Origin of the sequence: Clavibacter capsici, from assembly GCF_001280205.1 — a bacterium.
Classification (GTDB): domain Bacteria; phylum Actinomycetota; class Actinomycetes; order Actinomycetales; family Microbacteriaceae; genus Clavibacter; species Clavibacter capsici.
Genome location: NZ_CP012573.1, coordinates 1,212,831 through 1,228,470, shown reverse-complemented (window position 1 = coordinate 1,228,470; position 15,640 = coordinate 1,212,831). Strand labels below are relative to the sequence as shown.

The window sequence follows — 15,640 nt, the reverse complement described above, 5'->3', positions numbered from 1 at the left end:
CCGGGCCGTCGTCGTGCGTCGCGGGTCAGCGCCCGGAGCGCCGCTTGCTGTAGACGTCGAAGGCGACCGCGAGGAGCAGCACCAGGCCCTTGATGACCTGCTGCCACGCCGCGTCCACCGACAGGATCGACAGGCCCTGGTTGAGCACGCCCATCACGAGGCCGCCGATGACCGCGCCGACGACCGTGCCGACGCCGCCCTGCACGGCCGCGCCGCCGATGAACACCGCGGCGATGGCGTCGAGCTCGAAGCTCTGGCCGGCCGAGGCCACCGCGGATCCGGCGCGCGCCGTGCTGACGACGCCCGCGAGCCCGGCGAGCAGTCCCATGTTCACGAAGATGAAGAAGTTGACCCAGCGGGTCTTGACCCCCGACATCATCGCGGCGAACAGGTTGCCGCCCATCGCGTACACGTGCCGTCCGAACACCGTGCGCGTCAGCAGGAACGAGTAGAGCAGCACGAGGGTCGCCAGGATGATCAGGATGATCGGCGTCCCGCGGTTGTACGCCAGCAGGTAGCAGAGGTACATGATCGCGAAGACCGCGATGACGGTGCGGATCCAGAAGGAGACCGCCCGCTCGCGCGGCAGCTCGAGCTTGCGGAGCGTGGCGCGGGTGCGCAGCTGCTGCACCACGAGCGCGACCGACACGAGCGCGCCGATCCCCAGCGTGAGGAGGTCGGGTGCGCCCGTGGTCGGCAGGTTGCCGGATCCGATGGAGTTGAAGCCCGCCGGCAGGCCCGAGATCGTGCCGCCGGTGAGGAGTACGAGCGCGACGCCGCGGAACACGAGCATGCCCGCGAGCGTGACGATGAACGCCGGGATCCCGACGAACGCGACCCAGAAGCCCTGCCACGCGCCGATCAGCGCGCCGACCACGAGCGACAGGACGACCGCGGTCCCCCACGGCAGCCCCCACTCGTTCATGCTCAGCGCGGCCACGGCTCCGACCGTCGCGACGACCGAGCCCACCGACAGGTCGATGTGGCCCGCGATGATCACGATGACCATGCCCATCGCGAGGATCAGCACGTACGCGTTCTGCTGGATGAGGTTCGCGACGTTGCCCGGGTAGAGCAGCCGCCCCTCGGTGAGGACCTGGAACAGCAGGATGATGACGGCGAGCGCCGCGAGGATCCCGTACTGGCGGAGGTCGATGCGCCGACGCGGGCGCTTCTTCACGCCGTCCGGCGTGGGCACGTTCGGCGCGGTGGCCTGCTCGGGTACGACGGTCACTTCTGCGCTCCTGACTTCCGGCTGGCGGTCATGTGCCGCATCAGCTCCTCCTGGGTGGCGTCGGCCCGGGCGACCTCCGCGGTGAGCCGGCCCTCGGCGATCGTGTAGATCCGGTCCGAGAGGCCGATGAGCTCCGGCAGCTCGGAGGAGATGACGATGACCGCCTTCCCCTCGGCCGCGAGCTGGTTGATGATGCTGTAGATCTCGTACTTCGCCCCCACGTCGATGCCGCGGGTGGGCTCGTCGAGGATGAGGACGTCGGGACCCGAGTAGATCCACTTGCTGAGGACGACCTTCTGCTGGTTGCCGCCGGACAGCTTGCCGACGACCCCCGAGACGTCGGGCGTCTTGATGTTCATCTTCTTGCGGTAGTCGTCGGCGACCGCGTACTCGCGGTGCCGGTCGATCACGCCGAGCTTGACGAGCTTGGAGAGCGCCGCGGCGGAGACGTTCACCGTGATGCTGCCGATGAGGTTCAGCCCGTAGCGCTTCCGGTCCTCGGTCGCGTAGGCGATGCCGTTCTTGATGGCCTCGCTCACGGTGCGGGTGCGGATCTCCTGGCCGTCCTTGAAGATCCGGCCGGTGATGCCGGTGCCGTAGGAGCGCCCGAAGATGCTCATGGCGAGCTCGGTGCGGCCGGCGCCCATGAGGCCCGCGAAGCCCACGACCTCGCCGGCGCGGACCGTGAAGCACGCGTCGTCGACGACGACGCGGTCGACGTCCACCGGGTGGTGCACGGTCCAGTTCTCCACCCGCAGCTTCTCCGCGCCGATGCGCGGGTCGCGCGGCGGGAACTGCGCGTCGAGCGGCCGGCCGACCATGGCGCGGATGATGCGCGTCTCGATCTCGTCCGAGTCGGTGACCGGGAACGTCTCGATGGTCCTGCCGTCGCGGATGACGGTGACGTCGTCCGCGATGGCCCGGATCTCGTTGAGCTTGTGGCTGATGATGATGCTCGTGATGCCCTGGTCGCGCAGCTGGCCGATGAGGCCGAGCAGGTGCGCCGAGTCGTCGTCGTTGAGGGCGGCGGTCGGCTCGTCGAGGATCAGGAGCTTCACCTCCTTGGAGAGCGCCTTCGCGATCTCCACGAGCTGCTGCTTGCCCACGCCGAGCTCGAGCACGCGCGTGGCCGGGTTCTCGTCGAGGCCCACGCGCTTCAGGAGCTTGACCGCCTCGAGGTTGGTCCTGTTCCAGTCGATCACGCCGCCGCGCGACATCTCGTTGCCGAGGAAGATGTTCTCCGCGATGGAGAGGTAGGGGCTGAGCGCGAGCTCCTGGTGGATGATGACCACCCCGTCGCGCTCGCTGTCGTTGATGGATCCGTAGCGGACCTCGCGGCCGTCGATGGTGATGGTGCCCTCGTACGTGCCGTGCGGGTAGACGCCGCTGAGCACCTTCATCAGCGTCGACTTGCCCGCGCCGTTCTCGCCGCAGATGGCGTGCACCTCGCCACGTCGGACGGTGACGTCCACGCCGTCGAGGGCGCGCACGCCGGTGAACTCCTTGACGATGCCGGTCATCTGGAGGATGACGTCGTTCATTCCTGTGGCTCCTGGTTCCCGTTCGGGTCGGTGGCGCGCGTCGGATCGACGCGCGCCGGGTGGAGACGGATGCGCGGCCGACGGGCGCCCGGCGTGGTGCCGGGCGCCCGTCGGCCGCGGGTCGGGCTACAGGCCGACGTCGGAGGCCTTGAGGAAGCCGGAGTCGACGAGCGTCTTCTGCACGTCGTCCTTCACGACCACCTGCGGGTCGAGGAGGTAGGACGGGACGACCTTGTTGCCGTTGTCGTACGTCTTGGTGTCGTTGACCGTGACCTCGTCGCCCTTCACGATCTCGCCGATCATCTTCTGGACCTGGTCGCCGAGCGCCCGCGTGTCCTTCCAGACGGTCATGGACTGCTTGTCCTGGAGGATCGCCTGGACGTTGGCCTTGTCGGCGTCCTGGCCGGTGATGACGGGCCAGTCGGCGCCGGGCGCGTAGCCGGCGCTGGAGAGCGACGCCTCGATGCCGAGCGCGAGGCTGTCGTTGGGCGAGAGCACGACCTGGACCTTCTGGCCGCCCGTGTAGAACGACTGCAGGCGGTTGTCCATCTCGGCCTGCGCGTCGTCGGATCCCCAGCCGAGGATGCCGATGGACTGCCAGTCGGCGCTCGTGGCCGGCGACTTGCCCGAGGGCACCGTCAGCTTGCCGCTCGCGACGTAGGGCTGGAGGACGTCCCACGCGCCGCCGAAGAAGAAGCCGGCGTTGTTGTCGTCGGGGCTGCCCGCGAAGGGCTCCATGGTGAACGGGCCCGCGGCCTCGTCGAGCTTCAGCTGGTCCTTGATGAACTCGCCCTGGAGCTGGCCGACCTTGTAGTTGTCGAAGGTGGCGTAGTAGTCGACGGCGTCGGTGCCGTTGATGAGGCGGTCGTAGGCGATGACGGTGACGCCCTGGCTCTTCGCGTCCTCGAGGGCGGGGCCCAGCGTCTTGCCGTCGACGGCCGCGACCACGAGGATCTTGGCGCCGCCGGCGACCTGGTTCTGGATCTGGCTGATCTGGGCGTCGGTCTTGTTGTCGGCGTACTGGAGGTCGACGGTGCAGTCGTCGCCCTCGAGCTTGGACTTGAGGCCCTCGCCGTCGTTGATCCAGCGCTCGAGGCTGCGGGTCGGCATCGAGATGCCCACGTTGCACTCGGTGCCGCCGGATGCCGCGTCACCGCCGGAGCCGGTGTTCGTCGCGCCCTGCGGTGCGCAGGCGGTCATGCCGACGGCGACGCCGGCGAGGAGGAGGAGGGAGCTGATCTTTCGTGCGTTGTGTCCGGATGCCATGTCGGCCGGTCCTCTCGGGTGGCCCGTCCGGGGCGTGGGGGGCACCTGGCCGTCGCGTCCTCGCGGGGGCCGTCGTGGTGCGCCGACGCGTCCTCGGGTCGGGTTCTGCTGTGGTGGTGTGCGGGATGTGGTGCGGGGCGACGGCCGTCGGATCGGCGCGTGGGCGGGGATCCGTGCTTTCGTCGTCGGTCAGAACATATCCATTTCCGCAGGCGCCGATACGGCTTCCGGGAGACGTTATCCAAGCGTTACCGCGGCGTCGCGGGCGGCAGGAGGCCGAGCTCCATCGCGAGCGTTACCGCGGCGTCGCGGGCGGCAGGAGGCCGAGCTCCATCGCGAGCGTGACCGCGCGGGTGCGGTCGCCGACGCCGAGCTTCTCGAACACGTGCAGCAGGTGGGTCTTCACGGTCGCGGGCGTCACGTGCAGCTCGAGGGCGATGCGCGCGTTCGTGCGGCCCGCGGCGACGAGCGCGAGGACCTCCGTCTCACGCGGGCTGAGGGTCGGCGTCGGGGCCGCGGGCGGGGCGGCCGCCGGACGCGCGACCTGCCGGACGAGCGAGGCGGCGATGGCCGGCGCGAGGGCGACGTCGCCGCGGGCCACCGCGCGGACGCCCGCGAGGATCTCCTCCTCGGGCGCCGCCTTCAGCAGGTAGCCGCTCGCGCCCGCCTCGATGGCGGTGAGGATGCTCGCGTCGGTCTCGTAGGTCGTGAGCACCAGGACGCGCACGCCCGGCGCCTCCTCGCGGAGCCGGGCGGTCGCGCCGGCGCCGTCGAGGACGGGCATGCGGAGGTCCATGAGCACGACGTCGGGGCGCTCGGCGCGGACGAGCGCGACCGCGGCCTCGCCGTCGGCGGCCTGGCCGACCACCTCGAGGTCGTCGGCGGAGGCGAGCAGGGCGGCGAGGCCGGCGCGGACGACGGGGTGGTCGTCGACGACGGCGACGCGGATCCGCGGGGCGGTCACGCGCGGGCCGCCGTCGCGACGGCGGGCGGGGTCGCGGCGGGCGGGGTCACGGCGGGCGCTGCGGGGTCGGCTGCGGCACCGGCCGCGGGGGCGCGGGCGGGGATCCGCGCGGTGAGCGTGGTCCCGCCGGGCCCGGTGGCGACGTCGAGGCGCCCGGCGGCGGCGGCGAGGCGGCGGCGCATCCCGTCGATCCCGTAGCCCGCGGACGCGCGGTCGGGGTCGAACCCGCGGCCGTCGTCGCGGATGGCGAGGACGACGTCGGCGCCGTCGCTCGCGAGCCTCAGCTCCACGCCGGACGCGCCCGCGTGGCGGCGCACGTTCGCGAGGCCCTCCTGGGCGCAGCGGAGGAGGACCACCTCGGCGTCGCGGTCCACGGGACCTATGGCGGGATCGGCTCGCACCTCGACGGGGATCCCGGTCTCGCGGGCCAGGCGGGCGCCCAGCCGGGCGAGCGCGGGGCCGAGCCCGTCGGTCAGCTCGACCGGCGCGGTGGCGGCGACGATCGCGCGGGTCTGGGTGAGCGCGTCGCGCGCGCTGTCCTCGAGGAGGGCTAGGGTGCGGTCGAGCGCCTCGGCGTCGCCGCCGCCGCGGAGCTCGCGTCGGCCGCGCTGGGCGAGCATCACGACGCCCGTGAGGTCCTGCGCGACCGTGTCGTGGATGTCCGCGGACAGCCGCTCCCGCTCGCGGGCCGCCCCGGCCGCGCGGCCGAGCTCCTCGACCTGCGCCTGCGCGGCCCGCAGCCCGTCGAGCAGCTCGAGGCGCTCGCGGCTGAGGTCGTCGATGCGCGTGATCCACAGGCCGAGCGCGATGCTCCCGCCGAGGCTCAGCCCCTGCGACACCGCCATGGTCGGGAGCGCGCCGGGCAGGTCGCCGAAGCCGATGACGAAGCCCACGGCGACGGATCCCGTGAGCACGAGCGTGCCGAGGACGGCGTCGCGGATCCGCGGCAGGAGGAACCAGACCATGGGGCACAGCACGCACTGCACGACCGCGAACGACGACAGGGTCGCGACGCCCCAGGTGGCCGCCGGGATCGCGAGCACGAGGAAGACGACGGCCGAGGGCTCCGGCCGCACCGGGTCGTGCGGCGCCGCCGCAGCGGACGCGACGAGCGCCGGCCGGCCCGCCAGGAGGTACAGCGCGGCCATGACCCCGACGGCGGCGAGGGCGGGCGTCGGGTCGTCGAGCCCGGTCACGGCGAGCGCGACGAGGAGCGCCATCGTCACGGCGTACGCGACGTGGACCCAGCGGGTGGGGATCATGCCCCGAGCCTGCCAGCCGCCGACCGGTCGCGCATGCTCACGAGTCCCGGCGGATCCAGCGGAAGGTCGCGACCGCGGCGATGGTGCCGCCGACCAGCCAGATGGCGAGCACGACCGCGACGCCGGCGAGGTCCCACGTTCCGCCGCGCTCGACGGATGCGAGCGCGTCCGGCAGGAAGACGGCGCGCATGCCCTGCGCCATCCACTTCAGCGGCAGGAAGGCCGCGACGTCCTGGAGCCAGGTGGGCAGCATCGTGAAGGTGAGGTAGACGCCGCTGATGAACTGCAGCACGAGGACGATCGGCGTGATGACCGCGGTGGCCGAGGCGCCCGAGCGCGGGATGCGGCTGAGCGCGATGCCGAGGACGGCGGACGAGGTGATCCCGAGCGCGTAGACCCACGCGAACGTGGCCCAGCGGCCGGCGTCGGTCGGCAGCTCCACCCCGAACGCGAACCGGGCGACGAGCAGCAGCACGACCATCTGGAGCAGCGAGGTGACGATGACCTGGCCGCCCTTGCCGATGAAGTACGAGAGCACGGGCAGCGGGGATCCGGCGAGCCGCTTGAGCGTGCCGTCGCTGCGCTCCATCGCGATGTCGACCGCGAGGTTCTGCACGCCCGAGAGGAGGATGCCGGCCGCGATCATGCCCGGCAGGTAGTAGGCGGCGGCGCTGACGCCGCCGGACCCGTCGGGCGCGGTGCCGAGGTTGCCGGACGACCCGAAGGCGACCGAGAAGATCGACAGCATGATGACCGGGAAGAGGAACGTGAAGATGATCGTGTCGGTCTGGCGGAAGTAGCGGCGGACCTCGTAGCGGACCCGGTGGATCCCGAGGGGCACGACGCCGGGGAGCGACGGGGCGCGGTCCGCGGCGGGACGCGCGGGGCGGACGGCGGTCATGCCGCCACCTCCTCGGAGGAGGCCGGAGCCGCGGTGGGGGTCGGCGCGGACCCCGCCTCCGCGAGCAGCCCGAGGTACACGTCCTCGAGGCTGGGCCGGACGATGCGGAGGTCCTGCGGCTCGCCGCCGGGCGTCGCCGCCGAGAGCCGGGACACGAAGGCGCCGGGCGTCGGGGTGCGCTCCTCGTGGGATCCGTCGTCGTCGCGCCACAGCACCCGCGGGATCCGCGCCTCCTCTCCCCCGATCTCGTCGAGCCGGCCGATCGCCACGAGCCGGCCGCCCGCGATGACCGCGGCCCGGTCGCCCAGCTGCGCCGCCTCGTCGAGGTAGTGCGTGGTGAGGAGGATCGTCGTGCCCTCCGCCTTGAGCTCGCGCACGAGGTCCCAGAACCGGTGCCGCGCCTCGGGGTCGAAGCCCGTGGTCGGCTCGTCGAGGAAGAGCAGCTCGGGGCGTCCGATGATCCCGAGGGCCACGTCCACCCGTCGGCGCTGGCCGCCCGAGAGCGCGCGCAGCAGGGTGCCGGCCTTCTCGGTGAGGCCGACGGCCTCGATGGTGGCGTCGACGTCCCGCGACCGCGGGTACATCGCGGCGAAGTGCGCGACCTGCTCGCGCACGGTCATCGCGCCGCTCTCGGAGCTCGACTGGAGCACCATGCCGATGCGGGCGCGCCAGGCGCGGCCGCCCGTCGCGGGGTCGACGCCCAGCACGGTCGCGGATCCGCCGGTGCGCAGCCGGTAGCCCTCGAGGATCTCGATGGTCGTCGACTTGCCCGCGCCGTTCGGCCCGAGGAGCGCGAACGTCTCGCCGCGGTGGATGTCGAAGCTGACGCCCCGGAGGGCGGTGGTCGTGCCGTAGGTCTTCTCGAGGTCGCGCACGCTCACGTGCTCCTCGACGGCTGCTGATGTCATGGGTCCAGCGTGGCGGGCGGCGCGCGGGAGCGGAACGGCCGAGCGGTCGATCCCCGGCATCGGCCGATCGGTGGATGCCGCTCCCGCGCGCGCTGGCGGGCTGGTTCCCGGGCGGGCAGGCTGGATCCGTGACCCCGCTCCCCGCATCCCCTGCGCCCGTCGGCTACGCCGGCCCGACCTCCGCGGCGGAGCGCAGCCTCGCGCCCGACCTGCTCCGCGGGATCGCGCTGCTCGGCATCGCGCTCGCCAACTCGGTCTACTTCATCGCCGACCGGCCGACGGGACCGCTCGCCCGACCGACGGACGGCACGCCGCTCGACCACGTGGCTGACGCGCTCGTGGGCACGCTCGTCGACAACCGCGCCTTCCCGCTGTTCACGATGCTCTTCGCGTACGGCTTCGCGGTCATCCTCCGCCGGCAGGCCGCCGCGGGCGTGGACGGGCCGCGCGCCCGACGGCTGCTCCTGCGTCGGAGCCTGTGGCTCATGGTGTTCGGGGCGCTGCACGTGGTGCTGCTGTTCGAGGGCGACATCCTGCTGTCGTACGGGATCCTCGGGCTCGCGCTCGCCGCCCTGCACCGCGCGAGCGACCGCGCGTACCGCGTGCTGGCATGGGCGACCGCGATCGTGTTCCTCGCCTCCGCGGGCCTGGACGGCCTCGCGGGCGACGACGGGGCCGGCTCGCTCTTCGGCGGCGACGGCTCGTTCCTCGGCGACCTCGCGAGCCGCGCCCTGGCCCTCACCGCGCTGCTGGTGGCGACGCCCGTGACGGTGGGCGCGCTCGTCCCGCTGGCCGCGATCGGGATCCTGCTCGGCCGCCGTCGCGTGCTCGAGGAGCCGGCCGCGCACCTGCCGCTGCTCCGCCGCCTCGCGCTCGTCGGGATGCCCGTCAGCGTGCTCGGCGCGCTGCCGCTCGTGCTCGCGGCCGTGGGCGCGCTCGACGCGGATCCCGTCGCGCTGTACCTGCTCGGCGTGCTGCACGGCGCGACGGGCGTCGCGGGCGCGCTCGGGCTGCTGGGCATCGTCGGCTGGGCCGTCGCCGCGCGGGCCCGCCGCGGGGATCCGGCGCCCGGGCCGGTGCTCGGCGCGCTGGTCGCCGTGGGACGCCGCTCGATGACCTGCTACCTGCTGCAGTCGGTGCTGTTCGCGATCCTCCTGGAGCCGTGGTCGCTCGGGCTCGGCGTGGGCGCGGGGACGGCCCGGATCGCGCTGGTCGCGATCGGCGTGTGGCTCGTCACCGTCGGCGTCGCCGTGGCGCTCGAGCGCGCCGGCCGCGCCGGTCCCGCCGAGTGGGCGATCCGCCGCCTCGCGTACGGCCGCCCGGCGGCGCCGGTCAGCGCGGGATGAGCCCCTCCGCGCGGTAGCGCTCGAACAGCCCCAGGAAGCTGTCGAGCGTCCGGTGGTGCGTGTCGAAGCCGGCGAGCCGGCTCTTGCTGATGTCGGTGACGACCTCGATGTCGCGGCCGAGGTCGGCGTCCGTGTGCCACCAGGACGCGATGCGGGCCAGGTCGGACTCGGCCAGCCCGGCCTCGCGGGCGATGCGCGCCCACTCGTCCTCGTAGCCCGCCATCTGCTGCTCGAGGGGCCGCGGGGCGTCCTCGAAGCCGACGGGCTCGACGCCGAAGAAGGCGGCGAGGCGCGGCCACATCCAGCGCCAGCGGAAGACGTCCCCGTTGACGACGTTGAACGCCTCGTCGCGACCGGCCTCGGAGGTGGCCGCCCAGATCATCTGGTCGGCGAGCACGGTGGCGTCGGTGACGTCGGTGAGGCCGTCCCACTGGGTCGCGCTGCCCGGGAAGACGAAGGGCAGGCCGAGGTCGCGGCAGATCGATCCGTACACCGCGAGGGTGAGGCCCATGTTCATCTGGTTGCCGACCGCGTGGCCGATCACCGTGTGCGAGCGGTGCACCGACCAGGCGAAGCCCTGGCGGGAGGCGGCGGCGAAGAGCTCGTCCTCCTGCGCGTAGTAGAAGTTCGGGGCGTCGAGGCGCGGCTCCTCCTCGTGGAACGGGGTGTCGGGCATCGCGCCCTGGCCGTACGCCTCGAACGGGCCGAGGTAGTGCTTGAGGCCGGTGACGAGTGCCGCGTGATCGACGGGCGCGCCGTCGAGGGCAGCCAGCAGGTCGCGCACCATGCCGCCGTTGACGTCGATGTTCTCCTGCTCGGTGGCCTGGCGCGACCACGCCGTGAAGAACACGTGGGTCGGCTGCTCGCCCGCGAGCGCGCGGCGGAGGTCGTCGGCGGAGCGCAGGTCGGCGCTGATCCAGCGGACGCCCGGGCGGTCGGCGCCGGCGCGGCGACTGAGGGCGAGGACGTCCCAGCCCTCGGCGGTGAGCTGGTCGACCAGCGCGGATCCGCTGATGCCGGTGGCGCCGACCACGAGGGCCGTGCGGCCGGTGCCGTCGGAGCGCGGCGTGACGGCGGGGGCGGGCGTGCGGGCGGGGGTCTCTCGGATCTCGGTCATCCCCTCCCCCAACCGCGAGGAGCCGCCCGGGCATTCCGGGCGGCTCCTCGCGGGCGTGTCGACGGGATCAGGCGGGGTGCGGTCCGTCGACCTCGGCGTCGGCCTCGCCGTCGACGCCGTCGCGACCGGTGGAGGTCGCCTGCGTGGCGGCCGGGTCGGCCGGACCGTCGCCGAGGCCGGAGTCCTCGGTGCGGCGGTCGAGCTCGGCGGCCATCGCCTCGGATCCGCGGTCGCGGTGGTCGTAGGCGACCTGCTCGGCGAGCCCGGCGCGCTTCTCGTCCGCGGTGGCCTCGGTGGCGCCGTCCATGATGGGCTGGTCCTGCTCGTGGGTGCTCATGCTCCGACGGTACGCCGTCCCGGGGGCTCGTCCGCACGCGCGCAGGCGGCCGACACCTTGTGCCGGCCCCGCGCTGCTGCCACGCTCGCCGGAGACCCACCATCCAGGAGCGGACATGACGGACGACGGCGGATTCACGAAGGACGAGCGCGCGGCGATGAAGCAGCGCGCGAAGGAGCTGCGCGAGGAGGCGAAGGCGCAGAAGGCCGCCGACAAGCAGGCCGCCGCGCTGCAGGGCGTGCTCGACGCGCACGCCGCGATGCCGCCCGAGGAGCGCGCGATCGCCGAGTGGCTGCACGGCATCGTGCTCGAGCACGCGCCGGGCCTCTCGCCCAAGACCTGGTACGGCTTCCCGGCATACGCCGACGCGGACGGCAAGCCCGTCGTGTTCTTCCAGCCGGGATCCAAGTTCGGCACCCGGTACTCGACGCTCGGCTTCCAGGACCCGGCGCAGCTCGACGAGGGCACCATGTGGGCGACCTCGTACGCGCTCACGGCCGTGGATCCCGCGAACGAGGAGCGCGTGGCGGAGCTGGTGCGGCGGTCCGTCGGGGGCTGAGGCGCGTCGCCCGATCGGGGGCTGCCGTCCGGCACGGCCCCTCCGTAGATTGATGACATGTCATCGATCTCGTCTCCGCCGGTGCTCGTCGGCGTCCCCTGCTTCTCCGGCGCGCCCTGGGACTTCGCGCCGCTCACCGCCCTCGCCCCCTATCCCGTCCGCACGCTGCGCCTCCCCGACGACGCCGCGACGGTCGACGAGACGGCCGACGCCCTCGAGGACGCGGTCGCCGACCTGCGGCGGTACGTGCTCGTCGGCGACTCCTTCGGCGCGGTCGTGAGCCTCGCGCTCGCGCTGCGTCGGCCTCCGGGGCTCGCCGGCCTCGTGCTCTCGGGCGGCTTCGCGGCGGATCCGACCCCCGCGTGGAAGACGCGCGCCGCGGGCCTCGCCGACCGGGTGCCGCGCGTCGCCTACGAGCAGGGGATCCTCCGCTTCCACGCGTCGCAGCTCGCGTCCCGGCTCGACCCGACGGCCCCGCATCCGCGGACGCGTCGCGACTACCGGGAGCTGTTCCGCGCGCACACGCCCGCCGCGGCGTACGCGGCCCGGGTGCGCGCGGTGGCCGGGTTCGACGTCCGGACGCGGCTGGCGCGGATCGAGGTGCCGACGCTCCTCCTCACGCCCGATGACGACCGGCTCGTCGGTCCGGCCGCCGCGGCCGCGCTCCGCGACGGCCTGCCGCACGCCCGCGAGCTCGTGATCCCCGGCACCGGGCACATGCTCCGGTTCACGCACCCCGAGGAGTACGCCGCCGCGGTGGACGCGTTCGTGCGCGCCGAGGTCGGCGTCGGGGCGGTGGCGGCGGGCACCGCGTGAGCCCCGCGGAGGAGCTGCGCTACCTGATCCTCGGGGCGCAGCGGGAGGGTGCGCGGGCCTACGCCGCCGCGCTCGCCCCGACCGGGTTGACGCCCGCGCAGGCGGAGGCGGTCGTCGTGCTCGACGATGCCCCCGGGATCAGCCTGGCCGCCCTCGGCGCGCGGCTCGTCTGCGAGGCCGGGTCGCCCAGCCGCCTCGTCGACGCGCTCGTGCGCCGGGGCCTCGTCCATCGCGACCCGGATCCGCGCAGCCGCCGAAGCGTGGTGCTCCGCCTGACCGACGAGGGCCGCGGCCGCGTGGCCGACGTGCGCGCCGCCGAGGCCGCCGTGCACGACGCGATCGGCGGGGCGCTCGACGGGCCCGAGCTCGACGCCGCCATCGGAGCGCTCCGGCGCCTCCTCGACCGACGCCCTACCCTCGACGCCCTGACGCTGCGGCGGGCGGATCGGTCGGGCGCGAGGCCCTGACGCATCCGGCTGACTCCTCGGCCACGTCACGCGCCTCCGCCCGTCAGCGCCGGTCAGCGCCGGTCAGCGCCCGTCGACGATCGACATGAAGCCCGCGAAGGCGAAGACCGCGGGCACGAGGATCAGCGCGGCGCGGAACGCGATCCAGGCGAACCAGCCGAGGGCGCCGAGGCAGCCCGTGCGGCGGTCGCGGACGTCGAGGCGGCGGCCGTCGGCGGCGATGCGCGGGGCGCGCGGATCCGGCGGCTGCTCGTCGAGGTCGGCCCGCAGCGGCGCCGCCCCACCGCCGTCGCCGAGCAGCACGCGCTCGTCGCGGTACCGCGTCGCGCGGCGCCGGATGCGGGCGGCGACGCCGTCGAGGATCCGCCCGGTCGCCTCCCACGGCCCGGCCTCGGCGAAGTCGGCGAGCTCCCGGCGGAAGAACACGAGCGTGCTGTCGACCATCTCGACGTCGAAGTCCGCCGCGTCGTCGACGAGCGCCGCCATGACGTCGGGCGTGAGCAGGTACAGGGCGTCGCGCTCGTACTCCGCGGGCGCGTACAGGCGGAAGTGCCGGTCGAAGTCGCCCTCGAGGGAGAGGCGCTGGCCGCGGCGCACGCTCGCCGGGAGGTCGCCGCCGCGCGCGTCGTCCGCGGTCGCGTCGAGCAGCAGGTGCGGGAGCGGCACGGGCAGCTCCACCGCCACGTAGCTCCATCCGCTGCGCCGCGCGCGCTTCCGCACGACGTTGCCGAACTCGACGCCCGCGGCACGGAAGCGCGGCACGATGAGCACGCCGCCCGCGTCCTCGGTGATGAGCGCGCGGAAGGTGCGGCCGCCGCTCGGCTGCGGCGCGAAGCCGTTGGCGAGGGCCGTCAGGTGCTGCCGCCACTCCCGTCCCCGGGCGCGCGGCGACGGCGGCCGGGCTGCCCAGCGGTGCAGGAGGCGGGCTCCCAGCAGCCAGACGGCGAGGACCACGGCGGCGCCGGCGAGCCCCGCGATCGTCGCGGGCGTGACCGTCCCGTCGCCCGCGCCGTCGGTGACGATGCCGAAGTACATGAGGACAAGGCAGACGAACCAGAGGATCAGCGAGTCGTTGACGTGCGCCAGGACCTTACGGCGCGACGGGACCCACGACGGGCGGGCGCTGGTGCGCACCGTGCGCATCGCCTCCGCGACCTCGTCATCCGGCGCGCTCAGCCAGCGCAGGTCCATGGGCGTCCCCCTCGTCGATCCAGGGTAGGGGTGGGAATGATCCCGAGTACTATGCGTTTGCATGGACATGGCCCGACCGGGCCGCGCGGAAGGAGCGCCTCATGACCGCCAGCACCCAGGGACTGCACCACGTCACCGCCATCGGCGGCGACCCGCAGCGGAACGTCGACTTCTACGTGCGCGCGATGGGCCTCCGGCTCGTCAAGCGCACGGTGAACTTCGACAGCCCCGGCAGCTACCACCTCTACTACGGCGACACCGAGGGCCGGCCCGGATCGCTCCTCACCTTCTTCCCGTGGAAGGGCGTGCCCGCGGGACGCGTCGGCGCCGGGCAGTCCACGACGACCGCGTTCTCGGTGCCCGCCGGGAGCCTCGGCTGGTGGGCCGAGCACCTGCGCGACGTGGGCGTCGCCCCGTCGATCTCGTCGACCGGATCCGCGGAGGAGCGCCTCTCCCTCCGCGACCCCGACGGCCTGCAGATCGACCTCGTCGCCTCCTCCGTCGACGACCCGCGCGCGCCGTGGGACTCGGCCGACGTGCCCGCCGAGCACGCGATCCGCGGCCAGCACTCCTCGGTGCTCACCGTGCGGGATCCCGCGGGCACCGCCTCCGTGCTCGTGGACGACCTGGGGCTCCGGCTCGTGGACGAGCGCGACGGCCGCTTCCGCTTCGCCGCGGGCGACGGCGGGCCGGGCTCCCTCGTCGACCTCGTCGCCGACCCGGGCGCGCAGCAGGGCCTCACCGCGGGCGGCACCGTGCACCACGTCGCCTTCCGCGTGCCCGACCGCGCCCGGCAGCAGGAGTGGCGCGACGAGCTGGCCGACCGCGGGCACCACGTGACGCAGATCCTCGACCGGCAGTACTTCACCTCCGTCTACTTCCGCGAGCCCGGTGGCGTGCTGTTCGAGATCGCCACGGACACCCCCGGCTTCGACGTCGACGAGCCGCTGCTCGAGCTCGGCCGCAGCCTGCGCCTCCCGCCGTGGCTCGAGCCCAGCCGCGCCGACATCGAGGCCGCGGTCCCGCCGCTGCGCCTGCCGGACGACGGGCCCGTCCCCTCCGACGGGACCGCGGCGTGAGCGGGATCCTCGACCGCACGCCCCACGCGTTCGAGCCGGGAGCGGACGCCGGTCCCGTCATCCTCGGCCTGCACGGCACGGGCGCCGACGAGCGGCAGGGCCTCGAGCTCGCGCGGCTCGTGGCGCCCGGGCAGCCCGTGCTGGCGCCGCGCGGGAGCGTGCGCGAGGGATCCGCGGCCCGCTGGTTCCGCCGCCACGCGGAGGGCGTCTTCGACGTCGACGACGTGGTGGCGCGCGCGGCCGAGCTCGCCGACCTGGTCGCCGCGGCCCGGTCGGCCTACGCTCTGGGGGACCGGGAGATCCTCGCTGTCGGGTTCTCGAACGGGGCGAACATGGCGCTGGCGACCACGCTGCTGCATCCGGCGGCCGTGCCGGAGACGATCGCCTTCTCCGCGCGCTGGCCGCTCGGCGACCGGGAGCCGCCCGCCGACCTCACGGGCACGCGGATCACGCTGCTCAACGGCGACGCGGACACGATGGCGCCGCTCGTCGACGTGGAGCGCACGGTGCGCGAGGCCGCCGCCCGCGGGTCCGACGTCGTGTCGCGCGTGCGGCCCGGCGGCCACGGGCTCGACGCGCGGGACCTCGACGCGGCCCGCGCGCGGATCCGCGCCGACTGACCCGTACCCGCACGACCTCCCTCCCGCCCCCA

At 74.1% G+C, this 15,640-nt stretch carries 16 protein-coding genes; 6 read left to right on the top strand and 10 right to left on the bottom strand.

The window, feature by feature from the left end:
- Positions 1-25: 25 nt before the first annotated feature.
- From mmsB to AES38_RS05795, 7 genes are all read right to left on the bottom strand, one after another.
- Positions 26-1,234, bottom strand: a complete 1,209-nt coding sequence (gene mmsB, locus AES38_RS05825) for a multiple monosaccharide ABC transporter permease (RefSeq protein WP_053774174.1) — start codon at positions 1,232-1,234, stop codon at positions 26-28.
- Positions 1,231-2,775, bottom strand: coding sequence for a multiple monosaccharide ABC transporter ATP-binding protein (gene mmsA / locus AES38_RS05820; protein WP_053774173.1), 1,545 nt, complete (start codon positions 2,773-2,775; stop codon positions 1,231-1,233). Before mmsA ends, mmsB begins: the two co-directional genes overlap by 4 nt.
- A gap of 126 nt (positions 2,776-2,901) precedes the next feature.
- On the bottom strand, positions 2,902-4,041 hold the full coding sequence (locus AES38_RS05815) for a substrate-binding domain-containing protein (RefSeq protein ID WP_053774172.1): 1,140 nt from the start codon (positions 4,039-4,041) through the stop codon (positions 2,902-2,904).
- 295 nt (positions 4,042-4,336) lie between these two features.
- The gene (locus tag AES38_RS05810; RefSeq protein ID WP_053774171.1) at positions 4,337-5,005 is read right to left on the bottom strand and encodes a response regulator transcription factor; all 669 of its coding nucleotides are present in this window, start codon (positions 5,003-5,005) and stop codon (positions 4,337-4,339) included.
- The gene (locus AES38_RS05805) at positions 5,002-6,267 is read right to left on the bottom strand and encodes a sensor histidine kinase (protein ID WP_053774170.1); all 1,266 of its coding nucleotides are present in this window, start codon (positions 6,265-6,267) and stop codon (positions 5,002-5,004) included. The genes AES38_RS05810 and AES38_RS05805 overlap by 4 nt, the downstream gene beginning before the upstream one ends.
- Before the next feature lie 37 nt (positions 6,268-6,304).
- Complete coding sequence (locus AES38_RS05800; protein ID WP_053774169.1) at positions 6,305-7,168, bottom strand: ABC transporter permease; 864 nt, start codon at positions 7,166-7,168, stop codon at positions 6,305-6,307.
- On the bottom strand, positions 7,165-8,076 hold the full coding sequence (locus tag AES38_RS05795) for an ABC transporter ATP-binding protein (RefSeq protein ID WP_053775694.1): 912 nt from the start codon (positions 8,074-8,076) through the stop codon (positions 7,165-7,167). Before AES38_RS05795 ends, AES38_RS05800 begins: the two co-directional genes overlap by 4 nt.
- A gap of 128 nt (positions 8,077-8,204) precedes the next feature.
- On the opposite strand from AES38_RS05795, the gene AES38_RS05790 reads away from it, so the two are divergent.
- A complete protein-coding gene (locus AES38_RS05790; protein WP_053775693.1) occupies positions 8,205-9,422 on the top strand; it encodes a DUF418 domain-containing protein in 1,218 nt (405 codons plus the stop codon).
- Here AES38_RS05790 and AES38_RS05785 read toward each other — a convergent pair.
- Both AES38_RS05785 and AES38_RS05780 read right to left on the bottom strand, forming a co-directional pair.
- The gene (locus AES38_RS05785) at positions 9,409-10,539 is read right to left on the bottom strand and encodes an SDR family oxidoreductase (RefSeq protein ID WP_053774168.1); all 1,131 of its coding nucleotides are present in this window, start codon (positions 10,537-10,539) and stop codon (positions 9,409-9,411) included. The two genes, AES38_RS05790 and AES38_RS05785, sit on opposite strands and share 14 nt — an antisense overlap.
- A 67-nt stretch (positions 10,540-10,606) precedes the next feature.
- Positions 10,607-10,876 carry a hypothetical protein gene (locus AES38_RS05780; protein WP_053774167.1) on the bottom strand — a complete coding sequence of 90 codons (270 nt, stop codon included), beginning with the start codon at positions 10,874-10,876 and terminating at the stop codon, positions 10,607-10,609.
- A gap of 115 nt (positions 10,877-10,991) precedes the next feature.
- Here AES38_RS05780 and AES38_RS05775 point away from each other — a divergent pair, with 115 nt between their 5' ends.
- Genes AES38_RS05775 through AES38_RS05765 form a run of 3 tightly spaced genes read left to right on the top strand, consistent with a single transcriptional unit; the run spans position 10,992 to position 12,718 of the window.
- Positions 10,992-11,435: an iron chaperone gene (locus tag AES38_RS05775; RefSeq protein WP_053774166.1), complete on the top strand. Its 444-nt coding sequence runs from the start codon at positions 10,992-10,994 to the stop codon at positions 11,433-11,435.
- Positions 11,436-11,492: 57 nt separating this feature from the next.
- Complete coding sequence (locus AES38_RS05770; RefSeq protein ID WP_053774165.1) at positions 11,493-12,251, top strand: alpha/beta fold hydrolase; 759 nt, start codon at positions 11,493-11,495, stop codon at positions 12,249-12,251.
- A complete protein-coding gene (locus tag AES38_RS05765; protein ID WP_053774164.1) occupies positions 12,248-12,718 on the top strand; it encodes a MarR family winged helix-turn-helix transcriptional regulator in 471 nt (156 codons plus the stop codon). Before AES38_RS05770 ends, AES38_RS05765 begins: the two co-directional genes overlap by 4 nt.
- Before the next feature lie 63 nt (positions 12,719-12,781).
- Here the strand turns inward: AES38_RS05765 and AES38_RS05760 are convergent, their stop codons facing one another.
- Positions 12,782-13,909 carry a hypothetical protein gene (locus AES38_RS05760; protein WP_053774163.1) on the bottom strand — a complete coding sequence of 376 codons (1,128 nt, stop codon included), beginning with the start codon at positions 13,907-13,909 and terminating at the stop codon, positions 12,782-12,784.
- 101 nt (positions 13,910-14,010) lie between these two features.
- On the opposite strand from AES38_RS05760, the gene AES38_RS05755 reads away from it, so the two are divergent.
- Both AES38_RS05755 and AES38_RS05750 read left to right on the top strand, forming a co-directional pair.
- A complete protein-coding gene (locus AES38_RS05755; RefSeq protein WP_053774162.1) occupies positions 14,011-14,988 on the top strand; it encodes a ring-cleaving dioxygenase in 978 nt (325 codons plus the stop codon).
- Positions 14,985-15,608, top strand: coding sequence for an alpha/beta hydrolase (locus AES38_RS05750; protein ID WP_081001852.1), 624 nt, complete (start codon positions 14,985-14,987; stop codon positions 15,606-15,608). The genes AES38_RS05755 and AES38_RS05750 overlap by 4 nt, the downstream gene beginning before the upstream one ends.
- Positions 15,609-15,640 lie beyond the last annotated feature (32 nt).

Coding starts and splice junctions, on each gene's coding strand:
- AES38_RS05815 (WP_053774172.1), bottom strand. CDS start 4,041: ATGGCATCCGGACACAACGCACGAAAGATCAGCTCCCTCCTCCTCCTC.
- AES38_RS05770 (WP_053774165.1), top strand. CDS start 11,493: ATGTCATCGATCTCGTCTCCGCCGGTGCTCGTCGGCGTCCCCTGCTTC.
- AES38_RS05795 (WP_053775694.1), bottom strand. CDS start 8,076: ATGACATCAGCAGCCGTCGAGGAGCACGTGAGCGTGCGCGACCTCGAG.
- AES38_RS05780 (WP_053774167.1), bottom strand. CDS start 10,876: ATGAGCACCCACGAGCAGGACCAGCCCATCATGGACGGCGCCACCGAG.
- AES38_RS05755 (WP_053774162.1), top strand. CDS start 14,011: ATGACCGCCAGCACCCAGGGACTGCACCACGTCACCGCCATCGGCGGC.
- AES38_RS05785 (WP_053774168.1), bottom strand. CDS start 10,539: ATGACCGAGATCCGAGAGACCCCCGCCCGCACGCCCGCCCCCGCCGTC.
- AES38_RS05805 (WP_053774170.1), bottom strand. CDS start 6,267: ATGATCCCCACCCGCTGGGTCCACGTCGCGTACGCCGTGACGATGGCG.
- AES38_RS05775 (WP_053774166.1), top strand. CDS start 10,992: ATGACGGACGACGGCGGATTCACGAAGGACGAGCGCGCGGCGATGAAG.
- mmsA (WP_053774173.1), bottom strand. CDS start 2,775: ATGAACGACGTCATCCTCCAGATGACCGGCATCGTCAAGGAGTTCACC.
- AES38_RS05760 (WP_053774163.1), bottom strand. CDS start 13,909: ATGGACCTGCGCTGGCTGAGCGCGCCGGATGACGAGGTCGCGGAGGCG.
- AES38_RS05800 (WP_053774169.1), bottom strand. CDS start 7,168: ATGACCGCCGTCCGCCCCGCGCGTCCCGCCGCGGACCGCGCCCCGTCG.